This window comes from Halomonas sp., from assembly GCF_041689495.1.
Classification (GTDB): Bacteria; Pseudomonadota; Gammaproteobacteria; order Pseudomonadales; family Halomonadaceae; genus Halomonas.
Genome location: NZ_JBDNGD010000321.1, coordinates 1 through 17,009, shown reverse-complemented (window position 1 = coordinate 17,009; position 17,009 = coordinate 1). Strand labels below are relative to the sequence as shown.

The window sequence follows — 17,009 nt, the reverse complement described above, 5'->3', positions numbered from 1 at the left end:
CTTGGCTCAAGGTCAACCGTTCTCAAAAGGACCCGAAGGTCCTTGACGAGTCGCTTGCCTCGATATCTTGGTGACTGGTCACCGACATCTCGACAAGCGCCCACATGAATTACCTGATCGATTGTTAAAGAGCGGCCCCGAACCCGTAAAACCTATAAGGAACGGAGCGTCTCGCTGTTGCCGGCTACGCCAGCGCCCGGCGAGGAAGGCGTATTCTACCGATGCCGTGGAAAATGTCAATCCCGAGGGCGGCGTTTTATCTATCCGCCAGCACCTCGACTTCCAAGGAAAAACAACCACTTCTCGACATCAGCACCGCCGACAACTAACCCCGTCGTCGGCAGCGGATGCGTACTTTACGAAATTGTGCCGGAGCACGCAACCCCTGCATCAGGAAAATATAGTCCCGAAATGCCGGAGACGCCATCTCCCTCTTCAAGATTGGTGCCGACAACGTTAAGGCGCGTTGTCGACATGCCCTGAAGGGGTCAGATCACGAAAAGGTCGACGAAGCGATTTACCGGCGTGCTTTCCAATCGGGTCTGGTCCTTGCAGAGATCGAAGATGTCTTGCGTTCGTCCCTTCGGAAATCGCGTCGCCAGGTTGTGCTTGAATTTCTCTTCCAGCAGGGGAATCCCCTCCGTACGACGCCGACGGTGACCGATGGGAAACTCGACCTCGACGTTGTCGGTGGCACTTCCATCCTCGAAGACGACCTGGATGGCATTGGCGATGGAGCGCTTTTCGGGATCATGGTAATCACGGGAATAGCGTTCGTCTTCAACCACTTCCACCTTGTCGCGCAGCTCATCGATGATCGGGTTTGCCGCGTGGAAATCATCCTCGTAGTGTTCGGCCACCAGGCTGCCAAAGGCCAGAGGGACTGCCGTCATATACTGCAGGCAGTGATCACGGTCGGCGGGATTGGCCAAAGCACCGGACTTGGAGATGATGCGAATTGCCGAGTCGTGGGTGTTGAGCACGATCCGATCGATCTCGTCCAGGCGATCCTTCACTCGAGGGTGCAGCGTGACGGCGGCCTCGCAGGCGGTCTGGGCATGGAACTCGGCCGGGAAGGAGATCTTGAAGAGGACGTTCTCCATCACATAGGTGCCGAAATCACGCTGGAAGGAAAACCTGCGCTCGCTTTCAGGCTTGAGTGCCAGATCCTTGTTGGTATGACTGAACAGGATGTCATAAAAGCCCCACTGGGGAGCCGTGAGCACACCGGGAATCCCCATTTCACCACGCATGGCAATATCGGCCAGTCGTACACCACGCGAGGTAGCATCACCCGCTGCCCAACTCTTGCGGGAACCGGCATTGGGCGCATGACGATAGGTGCGCAGGCTCTGGCCATCGACCCAGGCATGGGAAAGCGCCGAAAGCAGCTGTTCACGATTGGCCCCCATCAATTTGGACGTCACCGCTGTCGTGGCCACCTTGACCAGGACGACGTGATCGAGACCCACCCGGTTGAAGGAATTGTCCAGCGCCAGAATGCCCTGGATCTCGTGAGCCATGATCATGGCTTCCAGCACATCACGCATGGTCAGCGGCTTGTCACCTTCGGTGACTCGCTTCTGAGAGAGGTGATCGGCGACGGCCAGGATGCCTCCCAGGTTATCGGAAGGATGACCCCATTCCGCGGCCAGCCAGGTGTCGTTGTAGTCCAGCCAGCGGATGATGGCACCGATGTCCCAGGCCGCCTTGACCGGATCCAGGCGAAAGGAAGTGCCAGGCACGCGTGCCCCATGGGGCACCACGGTTCCCTCGACGATCGGCCCCAGATGCTTGGTGCATTCAGGGAAACGCAGCGCCAGCAGGCCGCAGCCCAGGGTATCCATCAGACAGTTGCGGGCGGTATCCAGCGCCTCGCCGCTCTCTATTTTGTAGTCGAGGACGTAGTCGGCGATCTTCTGCAGTTCGACATCGTAATCCGGGCGCACATTGGCTTCTACCGTGGTACTCATGGGTCTACCTCCTCTCTCTCCTTCTGCCGGGTATCGAAGGACACTCCGGACACTCTCACTAATAGGTGACCTCCGACACTCGGTCAGAATGCTCGAAGGAATGCCTGATGAGAAACCGTTAGAAACTGTCTCCCGGCACGCGGACCCAGCCTTCCATCAACACCCGAGCACTGCGACTCATGATTGCCTTGGCCACACTCCAGTCATTCTCGACGCGGACGGCTTCTGCCCCCACCCGCAGGGTGCCGAAAGGGTGGCCAAAGCAGACCGCAGTGCGATCTTCGCCACCGGCCGCAAGGTTCACCAGCGTACTCGGAATCGCGGCTGCCGCCGCAATGGCAACGGATGCTGTGCCCATCATGGCGTGATGCAACTTGCCCATGGAGATTGCCCGCACCAGCAGGTCAACCTCGTCCGTCCTCACCTGCTTGCCACTGGAGGAAAGATAGTCGGCCGGCGGTGCCACGAAGGCTACCTTGGGCGTGTGCTGGCGACTGGCGGCCTCGGCGACATCCTGGATCAGCCCCATGCGTACCGCACCATGGGCACGGATGGTCTCGAACATGGCGAGCGCCTTCGGATCATTATTGATGGCCTCCTGGAGTTCGTTGCCGGTATAGCCGATGTTCTCCGCGTTCATGAAGATCGTCGGGATGCCCGCATTGATCATGGTGGCCTTCAAGGTGCCGACACCGGGGACCTCGAGATCGTCGACCGGGTTACCGGTGGGGAACATGGCCCCGTCGCCGTCGGCTGGATCCATGAACTCCACCGGAACCTCGGCCGCGGGGAAAGTGACACCGTCGAGTTCGAAGTCGCCGGTCTCCTGGACCTCGCCATCAGTGATCGGCACCCGTGAGACGATTGTCTTGCCGATGTTGGCCTGCCAGATGCGCACCACGGCCACACCATTCTCGGGAATGCGGCTGGCGTCTACCAAGCCGTTGCTGATGGCGAAGGGCCCCACTGCCGCGGAGAGGTTGCCACAGTTGCCGCTCCAGTCGACGAAGGCCTTGTCGATGGAGACCTGGCCGAAGAGGTAGTCGACGTCATGGTCGGGGCTCTCGCTCCTGCTCAGGATCACCGTCTTGCTGGTACTGGAGGTCGCCCCGCCCATGCCGTCGATCTGCTTCTGGTAGGGATCGGGACTGCCGATCACGCGCATCAGCAGGCGGTCACGGGCTTCGCCGGGCACCCGGGCCGTTTCGGGCAGATCGGTCAAGGTGAAGAAGACCCCCTTGCTGGTACCGCCGCGCATATAGGTAGCGGGAATCCGTATCTGGTTCATGCACCCTCTACCTCCGCGGTCTCAAGGAAGTCCTGGGCGAAGCGCTGCAAGACGCCACCGGCGGTGTAGATCGAAAGCTCCTCGGCGGTATCCAGGCGACAGATCACCGGCACACGCTCGGTATCACCCGTCTTGCGGTGGATCACCAGGGTGAGTTCTGCCCCAGGAGACGCCGTGCCTTCCACGTCGTAGGTCTCGGTACCGTCGAGTTGCAGCGTCTGGCGGGTGGTGCCCTCCTGAAATTGCAAGGGCATCACGCCCATGCCGATCAGGTTGGTGCGATGGATACGTTCGAAGCCCTCGGCGACGATCGCCTCCACACCAGCCAGCGCCACGCCCTTGGCGGCCCAATCACGGGAACTGCCCTGCCCATAGTCGGCACCGGCGATGATGATCAGCGGCTGCTTGCGCGCCATGTAGGTCTCGATGGCCTCCCATATGCGGCGACCTTGCCTTCAGGCTCGATGCGCGCCAGCGATCCTTGCTTCACCTCGCCGTTGGCGTCCCGGACCATTTCGTTGAACAGCTTGGGGTTGGCGAAGGTCGCGCGCTGCGCGGTCAAGTAGTGATCGCCGCGATGAGTCGCGTAGGAATTGAAGTCCTCTTCCGGCAGGCCCATCTTCGCCAGGTATTCGCCCGCCGCACTGTCCAGCATGATGGCGTTGGACGGTGACAGGTGATCGGTGGTGATGTTGTCACCCAGCACCGCCAGCGGCCGCATGCCCTTGAGTGAACGCTCGCCGCCCAGCGCGCCGTCCCCCTCTTTGTCCCAATATGGCGGACGACGGATGTAGGTGCTCTGGGGACGCCATTCGTAGAGCGGGTTAACCTGGGCACGAGCGCCCTTGTCCACATCGAACATCGGGATATAGGTCGCCCGAAACTGCTCCGGCTTGACGCTCTGCTTGACGATGGCATCGATCTCCTCGTCGGAGGGCCAGATATCCTTCAGCGTGATCGGGTTGCCGTCCTGGTCATGTCCCAGGGCATCCTTCTCGATATCGAAGCGAATGGTCCCGGCGATGGCGTAGGCGACCACCAGCGGCGGCGAGGCCAAGAAAGCCTGCTTGGCATAGGGATGGATACGGCCATCGAAGTTGCGATTGCCGGACAGCACCGCCGTCGAATAGAGATCACGCTCCACCAGTTCCTTCTGGATCGCCGGATCCAGGGCGCCGCTCATGCCATTGCACGTCGTGCAGGCAAAGGCGACCAAGCCGAAGCCGAGCGTTTCCAGCTCCGGCAGCAGACCGGCTTCTTCCAGGAAGAGCTGAACGGTCTTGGAGCCGGGGGCCAGCGAGCTCTTCACCCACGGCTTGCGAGTCAAGCCGCGGGCGTTGGCGTTACGCGCCATGAGGCCCGCAGCGATCATGTTGCGCGGATTGCTGGTATTTGTGCAGATGGTGATCGCTGCGATGATCACGGTGCCATCGGGCATCCTGCCCTCTTCTTCTTCCCACTTGCCGGCAATGCCACGCTCGGTGAGCTCGGAGGTCGGCAGGTGGGCATGGGGATTGGAAGGCCCCGCCAGGGAGCGGGTGACCAAGGAGAGATCAAAGGTGAGCACTCGCTCGTATTCGGCGCTCTTCAGGCTGTCGGCCCACAGGCCGGTTTCCTTCGCGTAGGCCTCTACAAGCGCCACCTGATCGTCGTCGCGACCGGTGAGCTTGAGATAGTCGATAGTCTGACCATCGATGTAGAACATTGCCGCGGAAGCACCGTACTCCGGTGTCATGTTGGAAATGGTGGCCCGGTCGCCGACGGTCAGGGCATTGGCCCCCTCGCCGAAGAATTCCAGGTAGGCGCCCACCACGCGCGCCTGGCGCAGGAACTCGGTCATCGCCAGCACCATGTCCGTGCTGGTGATCCCCGGCTGCAGCCTTCTGGTCAGCTCCACGCCGATGATATCCGGCAGGCGCATCATGGACGCGCGGCCCAGCATCACGCTCTCGGCCTCGAGGCCACCCACGCCGACGGAAATGACGCCCAGGGCATCGACCATGGGGGTATGGCTGTCGGTACCCACACAGGTGTCCGGGAAGGCGACACCGTCCTTTTTCTGCACCACCGGCGACATCTTCTCCAGGTTGATCTGGTGCATGATGCCGTTGCCCGGCGGGATGACATCGACATTCTCGAAGGCCGTCTTGGTCCAGTCGATGAAGTGGAAGCGGTCGTCGTTGCGGCGATCCTCGATGGCACGGTTCTGCTCGAAGGCGTCCTTTTCGAAACCGGCATGCTCGACGGCCAGGGAATGGTCGACGATCAGCTGCGTCGGCACCACCGGGTTAACCTTCGCCGGGTCACCGCCCCTCTCGGCGATGGCATCACGCAGGCCGGCCAGGTCCACGAGGGCCGTCTGGCCGAGGATGTCGTGACACACCACGCGGGCCGGGTACCAGGGGAAGTCCAGGTCGCGCCGGCGCTCGATCAGCTGCTTGAGCGAATCAGTCAGCATGGCCGGGTCGCAGCGGCGCACCAGCTGTTCGGCCAGCACGCGCGAGTGTAGGGCAGGGGCACCGGGCTGGATGGCATCGACGGCCGCACGGGTGTCGAAATAGTCCAGCTCGGTACCGGGTAGAGGCTTGCGGTAGTCTGTGTTCATGGCGTCCGTCGGGAAGTCGTCGAGTGATGAAGGGAGATCAGGGCGACCGCCGGACGGTCGCCGCAGGAGTCTGGCTCAGTCGCGCTCCTCGATGGGCACCCACTCGCTCTTCTCGGGGCCGACGTAGTCGGCGCTCGGGCGGATGATGCGGTTGTTGGCGCGCTGCTCGAAGACATGGGCACACCAGCCGGTGACGCGCGAGCAGACGAAGATCGGCGTGAACAACTTGGTGGGGATGTCCATGAAGTAGTAGGCGCTGGCATGGAAGAAGTCGGCGTTGCAGAACAGCTTCTTCTCGCGCCACATCACCGCCTCGACGCGCTCGGAGACAGGATAGAGGACGCTGTCGCCCACGTCCTCGGCGAGCTTCTGCGACCAGTGCTTGATGATGGCGTTGCGCGGGTCGGAATCACGATAGACGGCGTGGCCGAAGCCCATGATCTTGTCCTTGCGCGCCAGCATGCCGAGGGTCTCGCGCTCGGCCTCGTCCGGCGATTGCCAGTTCTCGATCATTGCCATGGCCGCCTCGTTGGCACCGCCATGCAGCGGGCCACGCAGCGTACCGATGGCACCGGTCACGCAGGAGTGCATGTCCGAGAGGGTGGAGGCACAGACGCGGGCGTTGAAGGTCGAGGCATTGAACTCGTGCTCGGCGTAGAGGATCAGCGAGACGTTCATCACCCAAGCATGCAGTTCCGAGGCCGGCGCATCTCGCAGCAGGTGCAGGAAGTGCCCGCCGACCGACGCATCGTCGGTCTCGGTCTCGATACGCACGCCATCGTGGCTGAAGCGATACCAGTAGCAGATGATCGACGGCAGCACGGCGAGCAGACGGTCGGAGACGTCCTGCTGCTGGTCGAAGCTCTCCTCGGTTTCCAGGTTGCCGAGCATGGAGGCGCCGGTGCGCATCACGTCCATGGGGTGCGCGTCCCTGGGGATCTGCTCGAGGACGTTCTTGAGCTTGGCGGGCAGGCCGCGCAGGCCCTTGAGCTTGGTGATGTAGGCATCGAGCTCGGCCTGATTGGGCAGCTTGCCCTTGAGCAGCAGGTAGGCCACTTCCTCGAACTTCGCCTTCTCGGCCAGCTCCTTGATGTCGAAGCCGCGGTAGGTCAGGCCCGAGCCGGTCTGGCCTACGGTGCACAGGGCCGTAGTCCCCGCGCTCTGGCCGCGTAGACCGCTGCTGACGGGTTTATCTGCCATGTGGTGTCTCCTCGTGTGTTGATCGTTGTCAGTATGACGGCCAGGCCGCGTTACGCCTCTTCGCCCTTCTCTGCGAAAAGCGCATCGAGCTTGCGCTCGAAATCGTGATAGTTGAGGAAGTCGTAGAGCTCGTCGCGGGTCTGCATCAGCTCGACCACATCTTTCTGATGGCCTTGGTCGTGGATGCTCTGGTAGACCTTGAGGGCCGCGGCATTCATGGCGCGGAAGGCCGATAGCGGATAGAGCACCATGCGGCATCCCACCTCGCCGAGTCCCTGCTGGGTGAAAAGCGGCGTGGCGCCAAATTCGGTGATGTTGGCCAGGATCGGCGCATCGACGCGCTCACAAAAGGCTCGATAGTCGTCGAGGGTATGCACGGCCTCGGCGAAGATGGCATCGGCGCCGGCCTCGATGCAGGCATTGGCCCGCTCGATGGCCGCATCCAGACCATCCTTCTGGAAGGCGTCGGTGCGGGCAATCAAATAGAAGTCCGGATCGAGGCGGGCATCCGCGGCGGCCTTGATGCGGTCGCCCATCTCGTCCTGGGAGACGATCGCCTTGTTGGGTCGATGGCCGCAGCGCTTCTGAGCCACCTGATCCTCGATGTGCACGGCGGCCACACCGGCACGCTGCATCTCCTTGACGGTACGGCCGATATTGAAGGCACCGCCCCAACCGGTATCGATGTCCACCAGCAGCGGCAACTCGGTGGCGCCACAGATGCGGTGGGCGTCCTCGACCACATCGTTCATGGTGGTCATGCCCAGATCCGGCAGTCCATAGGACGCATTGGCCACGCCGCCGCCCGAGAGGTAAATCGCCGGGTGACCGACGCGCTCGGCCATCAAGGCGGTATAGGCATTGATGGTGCCAAGGATGGGCAGGGGGCGGTTGGCCTCCAGGGCAGCGCGGAAGCGAGCGCCGGGAGTCGGTTGGGTCATGGAAGATCTCCTTATGTTGTCCGAGCGCCTCAGGAGGACGTCTCGCTTTCCTGCAGTTCGAGGGATGCCGCATAGCGCTCGACGACGTTGGTCCGGGAGGCGCCGACGTGGCGGCGCATCAGCAGCTCCGCCAGCTCGGCATCACCGGCCTCGATGGCGTCGACGATGCGGTGGTGTTCGACGAAGGCACGCTGTGGGCGCGTGCCGCTGGCACTGAACTGGGTACGATAGAGCCGCACCAGGTAGTAGAGGTCGTCGCAGAGCAGGCCCATCAACATCCTGTTGTGGCTGCCCTGGACAATACGGAAATGGAAGTCCAGATCCCCCTCGCGTTGATAGCAGGCCTCGCCACGGCGCAGATCGGCCTGGCGCTCGTGAACGGCGAGCACCTCGCGAAGCCCGGCAATCTCCTCGGCGGTCATGTGATCGGCGGCGAGGCACGCGGCCATGCTTTCCAGGGCCTCGCGCACATCGAACAGCTCAAGCAGCTCCTTCATGGAAAGCTTGACCACACGAGCGCCCACGTGGGGCACCCGCTCGATCAGCCGATGAGATTCCAGGCGCCGCATGGCCTCGCGCAGTGGCCCCCGCGAGATACCGAAGGTCTTGGCAAGGCCGGGCTCCGTGATCTTGCTACCCGGAGACAGTTCACCCCGAACGATGGCATCCTGAAGTTGATGGAAGACCCGCTCGGCGAGCGTACGGACGTCGGGTGGAGCTTTTTTCGGAACGATCGCTGTCATGAACATTGTCGACAATCAAGGAAAACAGAACTGTAATCACTGCTGGATGAGCGGTCAACCTTGGGCATCGGTCGAGAACCTCCCCCTTTGGTTGTAGACAATCGCCTCGGCCGTTGACGGCTCGTCTTCCAATAGGGGCATCGACAACAGGGACAACGCCCGCCGTGTTACCTAGAATGGCCATCCGTTCCGCCCAGGCGATTCGATGGCACCTTCACTCGACATTGCGCCTCTGCCCTACCATGAGGATCCCCTCGGCTATTTTGCCGCGTTACGCCACCGTCCCGGCGCCGTACTGCTCGACAGTGGGCGCCCATCGGCTCCCGGTGGCCGCTACGACATTCTCAGCAGTGATCCCCTGGCGCTGATCGAGGTCGATGCCAACGGGATCATTCATGGCGACCCCACTCTGACGGGGGCGTCCGCCTTCGACGCCCAGCAGGCATTGCTGGAACGGCTGCCGGCGGACGTTCCAGACAGTGACCTGCCCTTTCTGGGTGGCTTGATCGGCTTCTGGGGCTATGACCTGGGTCGTCAACTGGCACCGATACCCGCTCGTTCGCATCCCCTCCTGGACCTGCCCGCCAGTCGCCTGGGACTCTATGACTGGGCGCTGATACAGGATCACCAGCAGCGCCTGAGCTGGCTCGTCGCCACCTCGAATCGGCGCAGGCAAGTGTATGACTGGCTGGCCGATCACGAGCCGAGACAGACTGAGTTTCGACTCATGACGCCCTTCGTGCCCGAGATGTCACGGGATGACTATCTGGCCCGCTTCGCGGCCGTCCAGGAATACATCCACGCCGGCGATTGCTACCAGATCAATCTGGCCCAGCGTTTCAGCGCCTCCTTCGAGGGTGATCTATGGCTCGCCTATCAACGCCTGCGCAAGGCCACGCCCACGCCGTTCTCCGGCTTTCTGGCCTGGGAGGACAAGGCGATTCTGTCGCTTTCGCCGGAACGGTTTCTTCGCTGTCACGACGCCCAGGTCGAAGCGCGCCCCATCAAGGGAACCCGCCCGCGCGGTGCAACGCCGGAGCAGGACCGGCGCCTGGCCGAAGCCCTGATGACCAGCCTCAAGGATCGCGCCGAGAACGTCATGATCGTCGATCTGCTGCGCAACGACCTGGGGCGCGTCTGCCGTCCGGGTAGCGTAAAGGTCCCGCAACTGTGCAGCCTGGAAAGCTATGCCAATGTCCATCATCTGGTCAGCGTGGTGACCGGCGAGCTGAGGCAGGACCAACGGCCTCTCGACCTTCTGGCGGCGGCCTTCCCCGGCGGCTCGATCACCGGCGCGCCCAAGGTACGGGCCATGCAGATCATCGACGAACTCGAGCCCAGCCGACGCAGCGCCTACTGCGGCAGCCTGGGTTATGTGGACGTGCGAGGACGGATGGATACCTCCATCGCCATTCGCACGGCCATTGCCGACCGGGGTCAGTTGCACCTCTGGGGTGGTGGCGGTCTGGTGGCCGACTCCCGAGGCGAAGCCGAATACACCGAGAGCCTGGACAAGATCCGCCATCTGATGCGGGCTCTGACGACCCCCGCGCCATTGTAATTGGAATAAAAAATATACCCTTTAGTTAAAATAGGAATATATATTCAATGAATCGGTATTGGGGAAAGGCTCAGGGGCTCTGCTAGGGTAGCCGTATACAACGACCCTCTACTCTGGAGCACCCCATGGAGCTGGAACTCGACATCATCAACCGGGAACTCGGCAAGGATCCCGAGGCGCTGATCCGTTGGGCACTGGAGCAGGGGCAAAGGCCGATCTGCACGACCAACTTTCGTCCCTTCGAGGCCGTGATCCTGCACCTGGTCACACGTCGGCAGCCTGATATCCCGATCGTGTGGATGGACACCGGCTACAACACCGAGGCTACCTACCGCTTCGCCGACGAACTCGTACAACGCCTCGACCTCAATCTGGTCAGCTACCTGCCACGCCGCTCCCGGGCGCATCGAGAGGCGCTGGATGGCCCCGCGCCGGGGATCGAGGATCCGCGCCACGAGGCCTTCACCCGAGAGGTGAAACTCGAACCCTTCGAGCGGGCTCTGCAGGAGATGGCACCGAACGTCTGGTTCACTGCACTGCGCGCCGAGGACACACCGGAACGTGCACGCATGGCACCGGTGAGCCTCAGTGCAGACGGGCTGCTCAAGGTCTCGCCTCTGCTTCACTGGACGGCCAAGGAGCTTTATCAGTACCTGCAGACCCACGACCTGCCCAACAATTTCGACTATATCGACCCCACCAAGGTCGAGGAGAAGCGCGAGTGCGGCCTGCACCTGCAGCACTGAGCGACTTGAGCGTCAGGGGCTACCCCCGGGATAGTCGTTCGCGTCAATAGTCGTTCGGGGCAAGCGCCGATCCTCAGCGCTCAGGCAGCTCGATATCCTTGAAGAGCGCCTCTTCGTGGTGCGGCCCGGCAACGAGCGCGGCGTCGATGAGGTCGCGCGTCAGATGGCCCGCAAACCCCTTCAGGAAGTCATACATATAGCCACGCATGAAGGTGCCGCGGCGGATGCCGATCTTGGTGGTCGAGCTCTCGAACAGATGGCCGGCCTCGAGCGCCACCAGATCGGGGTCCTGCTCGGCATCCACCGCCATGTGGGCCACGATACCCACCCCCATGCCCAGACGAACATAGGTCTTGATGACGTCGGCATCGGCCGCCGTCAGCACCACGTTGGGGGAAAGACCGTGGGCCTTGAAGGCATCATCGAGTTGAGAGCGCCCGGTAAACCCGAACACATAGGTCACCAGCGGGTAGGCGGCCAGGGCCTCGAGAGTCAATTCCTGTTCGGCCAGGGGATGTCCCTGAGGGACGAGCACACAGCGATTCCAGCGATAGCAGGGCAACAGCACGAGGTCGTTGAACAGCTCCAGGGATTCGGTGGCGATGGCGAAGTCGGCCTGGCCCTCACTGACCATCTGGGCGATCTGCTTCGGTGTCCCCTGCTGCATGTGCAATGCCACATCGGGATACGTGCGGGTGAAGGCCTGGATCACGGGAGGCAAGGCGTAACGCGCCTGGGTGTGGGTAGTGGCAATCGAAAGACTCCCACGGCGCTCATCACTGAACTCCTGGGCAACTTCCTTGATTTTATCGGTGATTCGCAGCACCTGATCGGCCAACTCGATGATCGGCTTTCCAGCGGGCGTCACCCGTGTCAAGTGTTTACCGCTGCGGGCAAAGATCTCGACGCCGAGTTCATCCTCGAGCAGGCGGATCTGTTTCGAGATGCCTGGCTGGGAGGTGAACAGACTCTGGGCCGTGGCCGACACGTTCAGGTTGTGGCGACTGACCTCCCATACATAGCGCAGTTGCTGAAGCTTCATGGAGAAGGCGACTCCTCTGGTGTTTCCGAAACACCGCATCCTGGATGCTAGTTAGTGATAACTTGATAGCATTTAATCACTAAAAAGCATAACAGAAAACCACCCTTCGGCCTGTCGGCTCTGGTGCTTTCCGGGTACCCACCATGACGACATCCGAAGGTCGGCATTTGCCAGGGACCCAGCCGCCCGCTACCATCGTCCCATCGTGCATGCCGTAGACAGCTGACATGCCCCCCTAGATTCGCTCGAAGCAGCGCAACAGAAGTGGAGATTCACATGGCCAACAACGTCGATGTCACCAACGCGAATTTCGAGCAGGAAGTCCTGAAAGCTGACATGCCGGTACTGCTGAAGTTCTGGGCCCCCTGGTGCGGACCCTGCAAGGTCATGGCACCGGTTGTCGACGAGGTCGCCGAGGAGCGCGAAGGCAATGTCAAGGTCGTGAGCATCAATGTGGACGATGCCCCGGAAATCGCCGCCGAGCAAGGTGTTCGCGGGATACCGACCGTGATGCTGTTCAAGTCCGGATCCAAGGTCGCTTCACTGGTCGGCGCCCAGTCGAAATCCCAGCTGACCCAGTTCATCGAACAGAACGCCTGACGCTTCACTCAAGCGCCTCATCCCCTGTCGCCCCGGCCCTGGCCGGGGCGACGTCGTTCGGTCATCAGATCTTCTCGTTGCACTCCGACGGGGGCTTGTCGGCAACCTCGATATCCTCGACGTCGCTTGCATCCCCATCTCCCGGCCCCAGGAGATGGGCGATCCAACGCGTTTGGGGGTGACTGTCCAGAGCGATCTTCAAGGTCATGGTCAGCAGGACTGACAAGAGCATACCGACAACACCGAATACCCAGCCCCAGACCACCAGCGACAGGAAGGCGACGAAGGTGGAGAGCCCCAGGGCTCGCCCCATCATCCGGGGCTCGACGATATTCCCGAGAACGAAATTGATGCCCAGATAGGCCGAGGCGAGGATGATTGCCTGCAAGGGCCCACCTTCCGGAGAAACCAGCAGCAACATCACCGGGGGAATGGCGGCAATGACCGATCCGATGTTGGGAATATAATTGAGGGCAAAGGCCAGCACCGCCCACAGCAGCGGAAACTCGACGCCGATCAGCACACAGGCCAGCCAGACCAGGGCACCGGTAATCATGCTGACCACCGTCTTCACCGCCAGGTAACGCTTGAGTGTCAGACTGAACTCGCTGAAACGGTGCAGGCTCGGCGCCGGGTTGGACAGCGCCAGGGAAATCTTGTCACGGAAGTTGAGCGTCTCGAATAGCAGGAACATCACCAGCAGACCTACCACGACACTCTGCATCAGGAGGTTGCCCAACTCACCGATCAGGCTGGGAACCCAGCTGGTCGCCTGATCCATGTCGAGCAACTGACCCAGTCTCTCGGTATCGATGTCCAGACCGAGCCTGGCCAACCCGTTGAGCAGCGCGATGTAGTACTCATAGAGTTTCGACTCGATACCCGGCAGCTCGGCGATAAAGGTACCGAAGCTGTTCACCAGCAGGAGTGCCAGCAAGGACAGTAGGCCACCGATCACGATCAGGGTGAGCAAGACCGCCAGTCGCTGGCCGATCCCCAGGCGAATCAGCCAATGGACCGGGGCCGTGCAGACCACCGTGATGAAAAGCGCAAGCAGCAAGGGGACGAGCAGGCTCGACCCGGCCCTCATGCCGGCGACAATGACGACCAAGGCGGCCAGGGCGAGTGTCAGGTTGAGGGGGATGATCCGCGGAGGATCTTTTTCGTAAAAGGGCATGCCGGGGGTCCCTGCCAGCAGTGAAACGACGATGATGCGCTCAGTCGCCCCGGGGTACAAACCGAGCGGGTCGTCAGGGGGGCTCGTGAATCGAGAGGACCCTGTTCATCAACCGGACACGCGATTGATGATCTCCACGCCTCCCACGAAGGGGCGCAATGCCTCGGGCACGGTAATGGAGCCATCGGCATTCTGATAGTTTTCCATCACCGCGATCAGGCAACGGCCCACCGCCAGGCCGGAACCGTTGAGGGTGTGCAGGAGTTGCGGCTTTTTCTGATCGGGATGCCGGAATCGTGCCTGCATGCGCCGGGCCTGGAAATCCTCGCAGTTGGAGATCGAGGAAATCTCCCGGTACATCCTCTGGCTGGGCAGCCATACCTCCAGATCATAGGTCTTGGTGGCGCCGAATCCCATGTCACCCGTGCAAAGCGTGATCACCCGATAGGGCAAGTCGAGCGCCTGAAGGATCGCCTCGGCGTGACCACGCATCTCCTCCAGTGCCGCATAACTCTGCTCGGGCTCGACCAGCTGGACCATCTCGACCTTGTCGAACTGATGCTGGCGAATCATGCCGCGGGTGTCCCGACCATGGGAACCGGCTTCGCTGCGAAAGCACGGGGTATGGGCTACTAGCTTTACCGGCAATGCCTTGTGGTCGAGGATCTCGTCCCGCGCAAAATTGGTCAGTGGTACCTCGGCGGTGGGGATCAGGTGGTATCCCCGGTCGTCATCGAGACGAAACAGGTCCTCACCGAACTTGGGCAGCTGGCCGGTACCAAAGAGGGAAGCCTCGTTGACCATGAAGGGCACATAGCACTCTTCATAACCATGCTCGAGGGTCTGGGTATCGAGCATGAACTGGGTCAAGGCGCGATGCAGTCGTGCAATGGGTCCGCGCATCACCGCAAAACGGGCCCCGGTCAGCTTTGCCGCCAGGTCGAAGTCAAGATCACCCCTCAGGGCTCCCAGATCGACATGATCCTTGACGTCGAAATCGAGGTCCCTGGGTGTGCCCCAGCGGTGCAGTTCGACATTGTCCTCTTCGCTCTCGCCCAGCGGCACGCTGTCATGGGGCAGGTTTGGCAGGCCACTGACCATCTCGTCCCATTCGGCCTGGGCCTCGGCAAGTTGGTTCTTGGCGGCTTCCAGGCGATCACCCAGGTCGCTCACTTCATCGAGCAGCGGCTGGATATCCTCGCCGGCCGCCTTGGCCTTGCCGACCGCCTTGGAACGCGTGTTGCGCTCGTTCTGCAAGGACTCGGTCTCGGCCTGAAGATCCCGCCGCCGGGACTCCAGCGCCTCGAGCCGGTCGACATCGAGGACGAAGCCCCGCTTGGCCAGTCGTTCGGCGACCTGGGCGGGGTCGCTGCGCAGCAGTTTGGGATCAAGCATGGCATCCAGTCCGTCAACGTCGAAGAAACAAGGGCGATCATTGTAGGCAAAAGCCCCGGCGGGTGCCACGCAACCGAGGCGGCCCTGATGCGCCTGACCCTCTGTCAGGGTAAAGTAGGGCACTTCCACGCCTGGCCCGATGCGATCGGTGCCGCCACCACGACCGAACAGACACCATGATTGCACGACTGGACACCGCTGACCCCAACCGCATCGCCGGGCTTGATGGCCCCTACCTGCGTTTTCTCCAGGCACTTGAGACCGAGGGCTTCGAGGGCGATATCGCCCCGGACTACGCCGACCGCACGGTGATGGCCACCGACAACTCCATCTACCAGCGCCTGCCCCAGGCGGTGCTTTATCCTCGCAATGGCAAGGATCTCGAGCGCATCGCCACTCTGGCCGGCCGCGATGAACACCGCAGCGTCGCCCTGACGCCTCGCGGGGGTGGAACCGGCACCAACGGCCAGTCCCTCACCGATGGACTGGTGGTGGACGTCTCGAAGCACATGAACCGGATACTGGAGATCGACGTCGCGAACCGCCGGGTGCGGGTTCAAGCCGGTGTGGTCAAGGACCAGCTCAATGCGGCCCTGAAACCCCATGGCTTCTTCTTCGCACCGGACCTCTCCACTTCCAACCGCGCCACCATCGGCGGCATGATCGCCACCGATGCCAGCGGCCAGGGCAGCTGCGAGTATGGCAAGACTCGTGACCATGTCCTGGCACTCGACACCGTGCTGCTGGGTGGCGAGCGTCTGGTCAGTCGTCCGTTGAATGAGACGGATCTGAAAAGGCTCTGTGATCGCAACGATGTCACCGGTGAGGTCTATCGAACTGCCAGGGAGATCATCGACACCCGGCGCGAATTGATAGAGGCCACCTTTCCACCGCTCAACCGTTGCCTGACGGGCTATGATCTGGCGCACTTGCGAGACGCGCAAGGCAGGCTCGACATCAACAGCCTATTGTGCGGTTCGGAGGGTTCACTGGGACTGCTGGACGAGGCTGAGCTGAAGGTACTGCCGATCCCTGAGCACTCCATTCTGGTCAACGTGCGCTACCCCGGCTTCATGGATGCCCTGCGCGACGCCAAAGCCCTCATGGGCTCCTCTCCACGAGGTCAGCCGCTGGCGCTACAAGATCAGCCGCAGGCGCTAGATGCCAAGCCCACTTCCATCGAGACGGTGGACGACAAGGTGCTGCTGCTCGCCATGGACGACTTCGTCTGGGACAGTGTCGCCGAGTTTTTCCCTTCCGGCGAGACGGCTATCCACGGCATCAACCTGATCGAGTTCAACGACGACGACCCAGAACGCCTCGCCCAGCGAGTCGATGCCTTCTGTCGTCACCTGGAAGAGGACGAGAGCGTCCAGCGACTGGGGTACACCCTGGCGGAGGGGCGCGACGCCATCAAACGGGTATACGGCATGCGTAAGCGTGCCGTGGGCCTGCTCGGCAATGCCAAGGGAGAGAAGCGCCCCATCCCCTTCGTCGAGGACACGGCGGTGCCACCGGAGCACCTGGCAGACTATATCGCCGAATTCCGCGCCACCCTTGACGCCCGCGGCCTCGAGTATGGCATGTTCGGCCACGTCGATGCCGGCGTGCTGCATGTACGCCCGGCCATCGACATGAAGGACCCCGAGCAGGAGCGGTTGATCCGCGAGGTCTCCGACGAGGTGGCCGAACTGACCAAGGCCTATCACGGCCTGCTGTGGGGTGAGCACGGCAAGGG

The 17,009-nt window shown here is 62.0% G+C and carries 12 protein-coding genes and 1 pseudogene; 4 read left to right on the top strand and 9 right to left on the bottom strand.

What is annotated here, in order from left to right; all coding sequences use genetic code 11:
* Positions 1 to 488: 488 nt before the first annotated feature.
* The 6 genes and pseudogenes from prpD to ACESMD_RS10485 form a co-directional block, all read right to left on the bottom strand.
* Positions 489 to 1,973 carry a 2-methylcitrate dehydratase gene (gene prpD / locus ACESMD_RS10510; RefSeq protein ID WP_372612922.1) on the bottom strand — a complete coding sequence of 495 codons (1,485 nt, stop codon included), beginning with the start codon at positions 1,971 to 1,973 and terminating at the stop codon, positions 489 to 491.
* Positions 1,974 to 2,091: 118 nt separating this feature from the next.
* Positions 2,092 to 3,261 (bottom strand): 2-methylaconitate cis-trans isomerase PrpF, encoded by a 1,170-nt coding sequence (gene prpF, locus ACESMD_RS10505; protein ID WP_372612920.1) that lies wholly within the window; start codon positions 3,259 to 3,261, stop codon positions 2,092 to 2,094.
* Positions 3,258 to 5,866: pseudogene (gene acnD / locus ACESMD_RS10500) on the bottom strand (Fe/S-dependent 2-methylisocitrate dehydratase AcnD). Before acnD ends, prpF begins: the two are co-directional and overlap by 4 nt.
* 75 nt (positions 5,867 to 5,941) lie before the next feature.
* Complete coding sequence (gene prpC, locus ACESMD_RS10495; protein WP_372612918.1) at positions 5,942 to 7,066, bottom strand: 2-methylcitrate synthase; 1,125 nt, start codon at positions 7,064 to 7,066, stop codon at positions 5,942 to 5,944.
* Positions 7,067 to 7,116: 50 nt separating this feature from the next.
* Positions 7,117 to 8,007, bottom strand: a complete 891-nt coding sequence (gene prpB / locus ACESMD_RS10490; protein WP_372612916.1) for a methylisocitrate lyase — start codon at positions 8,005 to 8,007, stop codon at positions 7,117 to 7,119.
* Between the two features lie 29 nt (positions 8,008 to 8,036).
* Positions 8,037 to 8,750 carry a GntR family transcriptional regulator gene (locus ACESMD_RS10485; RefSeq protein ID WP_372612914.1) on the bottom strand — a complete coding sequence of 238 codons (714 nt, stop codon included), beginning with the start codon at positions 8,748 to 8,750 and terminating at the stop codon, positions 8,037 to 8,039.
* Between the two features lie 205 nt (positions 8,751 to 8,955).
* Between ACESMD_RS10485 and pabB the strand changes: the two genes are divergently transcribed.
* Positions 8,956 to 10,311 (top strand): aminodeoxychorismate synthase component I, encoded by a 1,356-nt coding sequence (gene pabB / locus ACESMD_RS10480; protein ID WP_372612912.1) that lies wholly within the window; start codon positions 8,956 to 8,958, stop codon positions 10,309 to 10,311.
* A 125-nt stretch (positions 10,312 to 10,436) separates the two neighbouring features.
* Entirely contained in the window at positions 10,437 to 11,057 is a 621-nt protein-coding gene (locus ACESMD_RS10475; protein WP_372612910.1) for a phosphoadenosine phosphosulfate reductase family protein, read from the top strand.
* Positions 11,058 to 11,130: 73 nt separating this feature from the next.
* On the opposite strand, the gene cysB is transcribed toward ACESMD_RS10475, so the two are convergent.
* A complete protein-coding gene (gene cysB / locus ACESMD_RS10470; protein ID WP_372612908.1) occupies positions 11,131 to 12,099 on the bottom strand; it encodes an HTH-type transcriptional regulator CysB in 969 nt (322 codons plus the stop codon).
* Positions 12,100 to 12,375: 276 nt separating this feature from the next.
* Between cysB and trxA the strand changes: the two genes are divergently transcribed.
* On the top strand, positions 12,376 to 12,699 hold the full coding sequence (trxA, locus tag ACESMD_RS10465; RefSeq protein ID WP_372612906.1) for a thioredoxin: 324 nt from the start codon (positions 12,376 to 12,378) through the stop codon (positions 12,697 to 12,699).
* 64 nt (positions 12,700 to 12,763) lie between these two features.
* Here the strand turns inward: trxA and ACESMD_RS10460 are convergent, their stop codons facing one another.
* Together ACESMD_RS10460 and serS are read right to left on the bottom strand one after the other, a co-directional pair.
* Complete coding sequence (locus ACESMD_RS10460; protein WP_372612904.1) at positions 12,764 to 13,876, bottom strand: AI-2E family transporter; 1,113 nt, start codon at positions 13,874 to 13,876, stop codon at positions 12,764 to 12,766.
* A 108-nt stretch (positions 13,877 to 13,984) separates the two neighbouring features.
* Positions 13,985 to 15,271, bottom strand: a complete 1,287-nt coding sequence (gene serS / locus ACESMD_RS10455; protein ID WP_372612924.1) for a serine--tRNA ligase — start codon at positions 15,269 to 15,271, stop codon at positions 13,985 to 13,987.
* Positions 15,272 to 15,447: 176 nt separating this feature from the next.
* Here serS and ACESMD_RS10450 point away from each other — a divergent pair.
* Positions 15,448 to 17,009, top strand: a 1,562-nt coding sequence (locus ACESMD_RS10450) for an FAD-binding oxidoreductase (RefSeq protein WP_372612902.1), incomplete at its 3' end; no start/stop codon positions are given.

Excerpts from the sequence above, each read along its gene's own strand:
- prpD (WP_372612922.1), bottom strand. The coding sequence starts at position 1,973 with ATGAGTACCACGGTAGAAGCCAATGTGCGCCCGGATTACGATGTCGAA.
- prpF (WP_372612920.1), bottom strand. The coding sequence starts at position 3,261 with ATGAACCAGATACGGATTCCCGCTACCTATATGCGCGGCGGTACCAGC.
- prpC (WP_372612918.1), bottom strand. The coding sequence starts at position 7,066 with ATGGCAGATAAACCCGTCAGCAGCGGTCTACGCGGCCAGAGCGCGGGG.
- prpB (WP_372612916.1), bottom strand. The coding sequence starts at position 8,007 with ATGACCCAACCGACTCCCGGCGCTCGCTTCCGCGCTGCCCTGGAGGCC.
- ACESMD_RS10485 (WP_372612914.1), bottom strand. The coding sequence starts at position 8,750 with ATGACAGCGATCGTTCCGAAAAAAGCTCCACCCGACGTCCGTACGCTC.
- pabB (WP_372612912.1), top strand. The coding sequence starts at position 8,956 with ATGGCACCTTCACTCGACATTGCGCCTCTGCCCTACCATGAGGATCCC.
- ACESMD_RS10475 (WP_372612910.1), top strand. The coding sequence starts at position 10,437 with ATGGAGCTGGAACTCGACATCATCAACCGGGAACTCGGCAAGGATCCC.
- cysB (WP_372612908.1), bottom strand. The coding sequence starts at position 12,099 with ATGAAGCTTCAGCAACTGCGCTATGTATGGGAGGTCAGTCGCCACAAC.
- trxA (WP_372612906.1), top strand. The coding sequence starts at position 12,376 with ATGGCCAACAACGTCGATGTCACCAACGCGAATTTCGAGCAGGAAGTC.
- ACESMD_RS10460 (WP_372612904.1), bottom strand. The coding sequence starts at position 13,876 with ATGCCCTTTTACGAAAAAGATCCTCCGCGGATCATCCCCCTCAACCTG.
- serS (WP_372612924.1), bottom strand. The coding sequence starts at position 15,271 with ATGCTTGATCCCAAACTGCTGCGCAGCGACCCCGCCCAGGTCGCCGAA.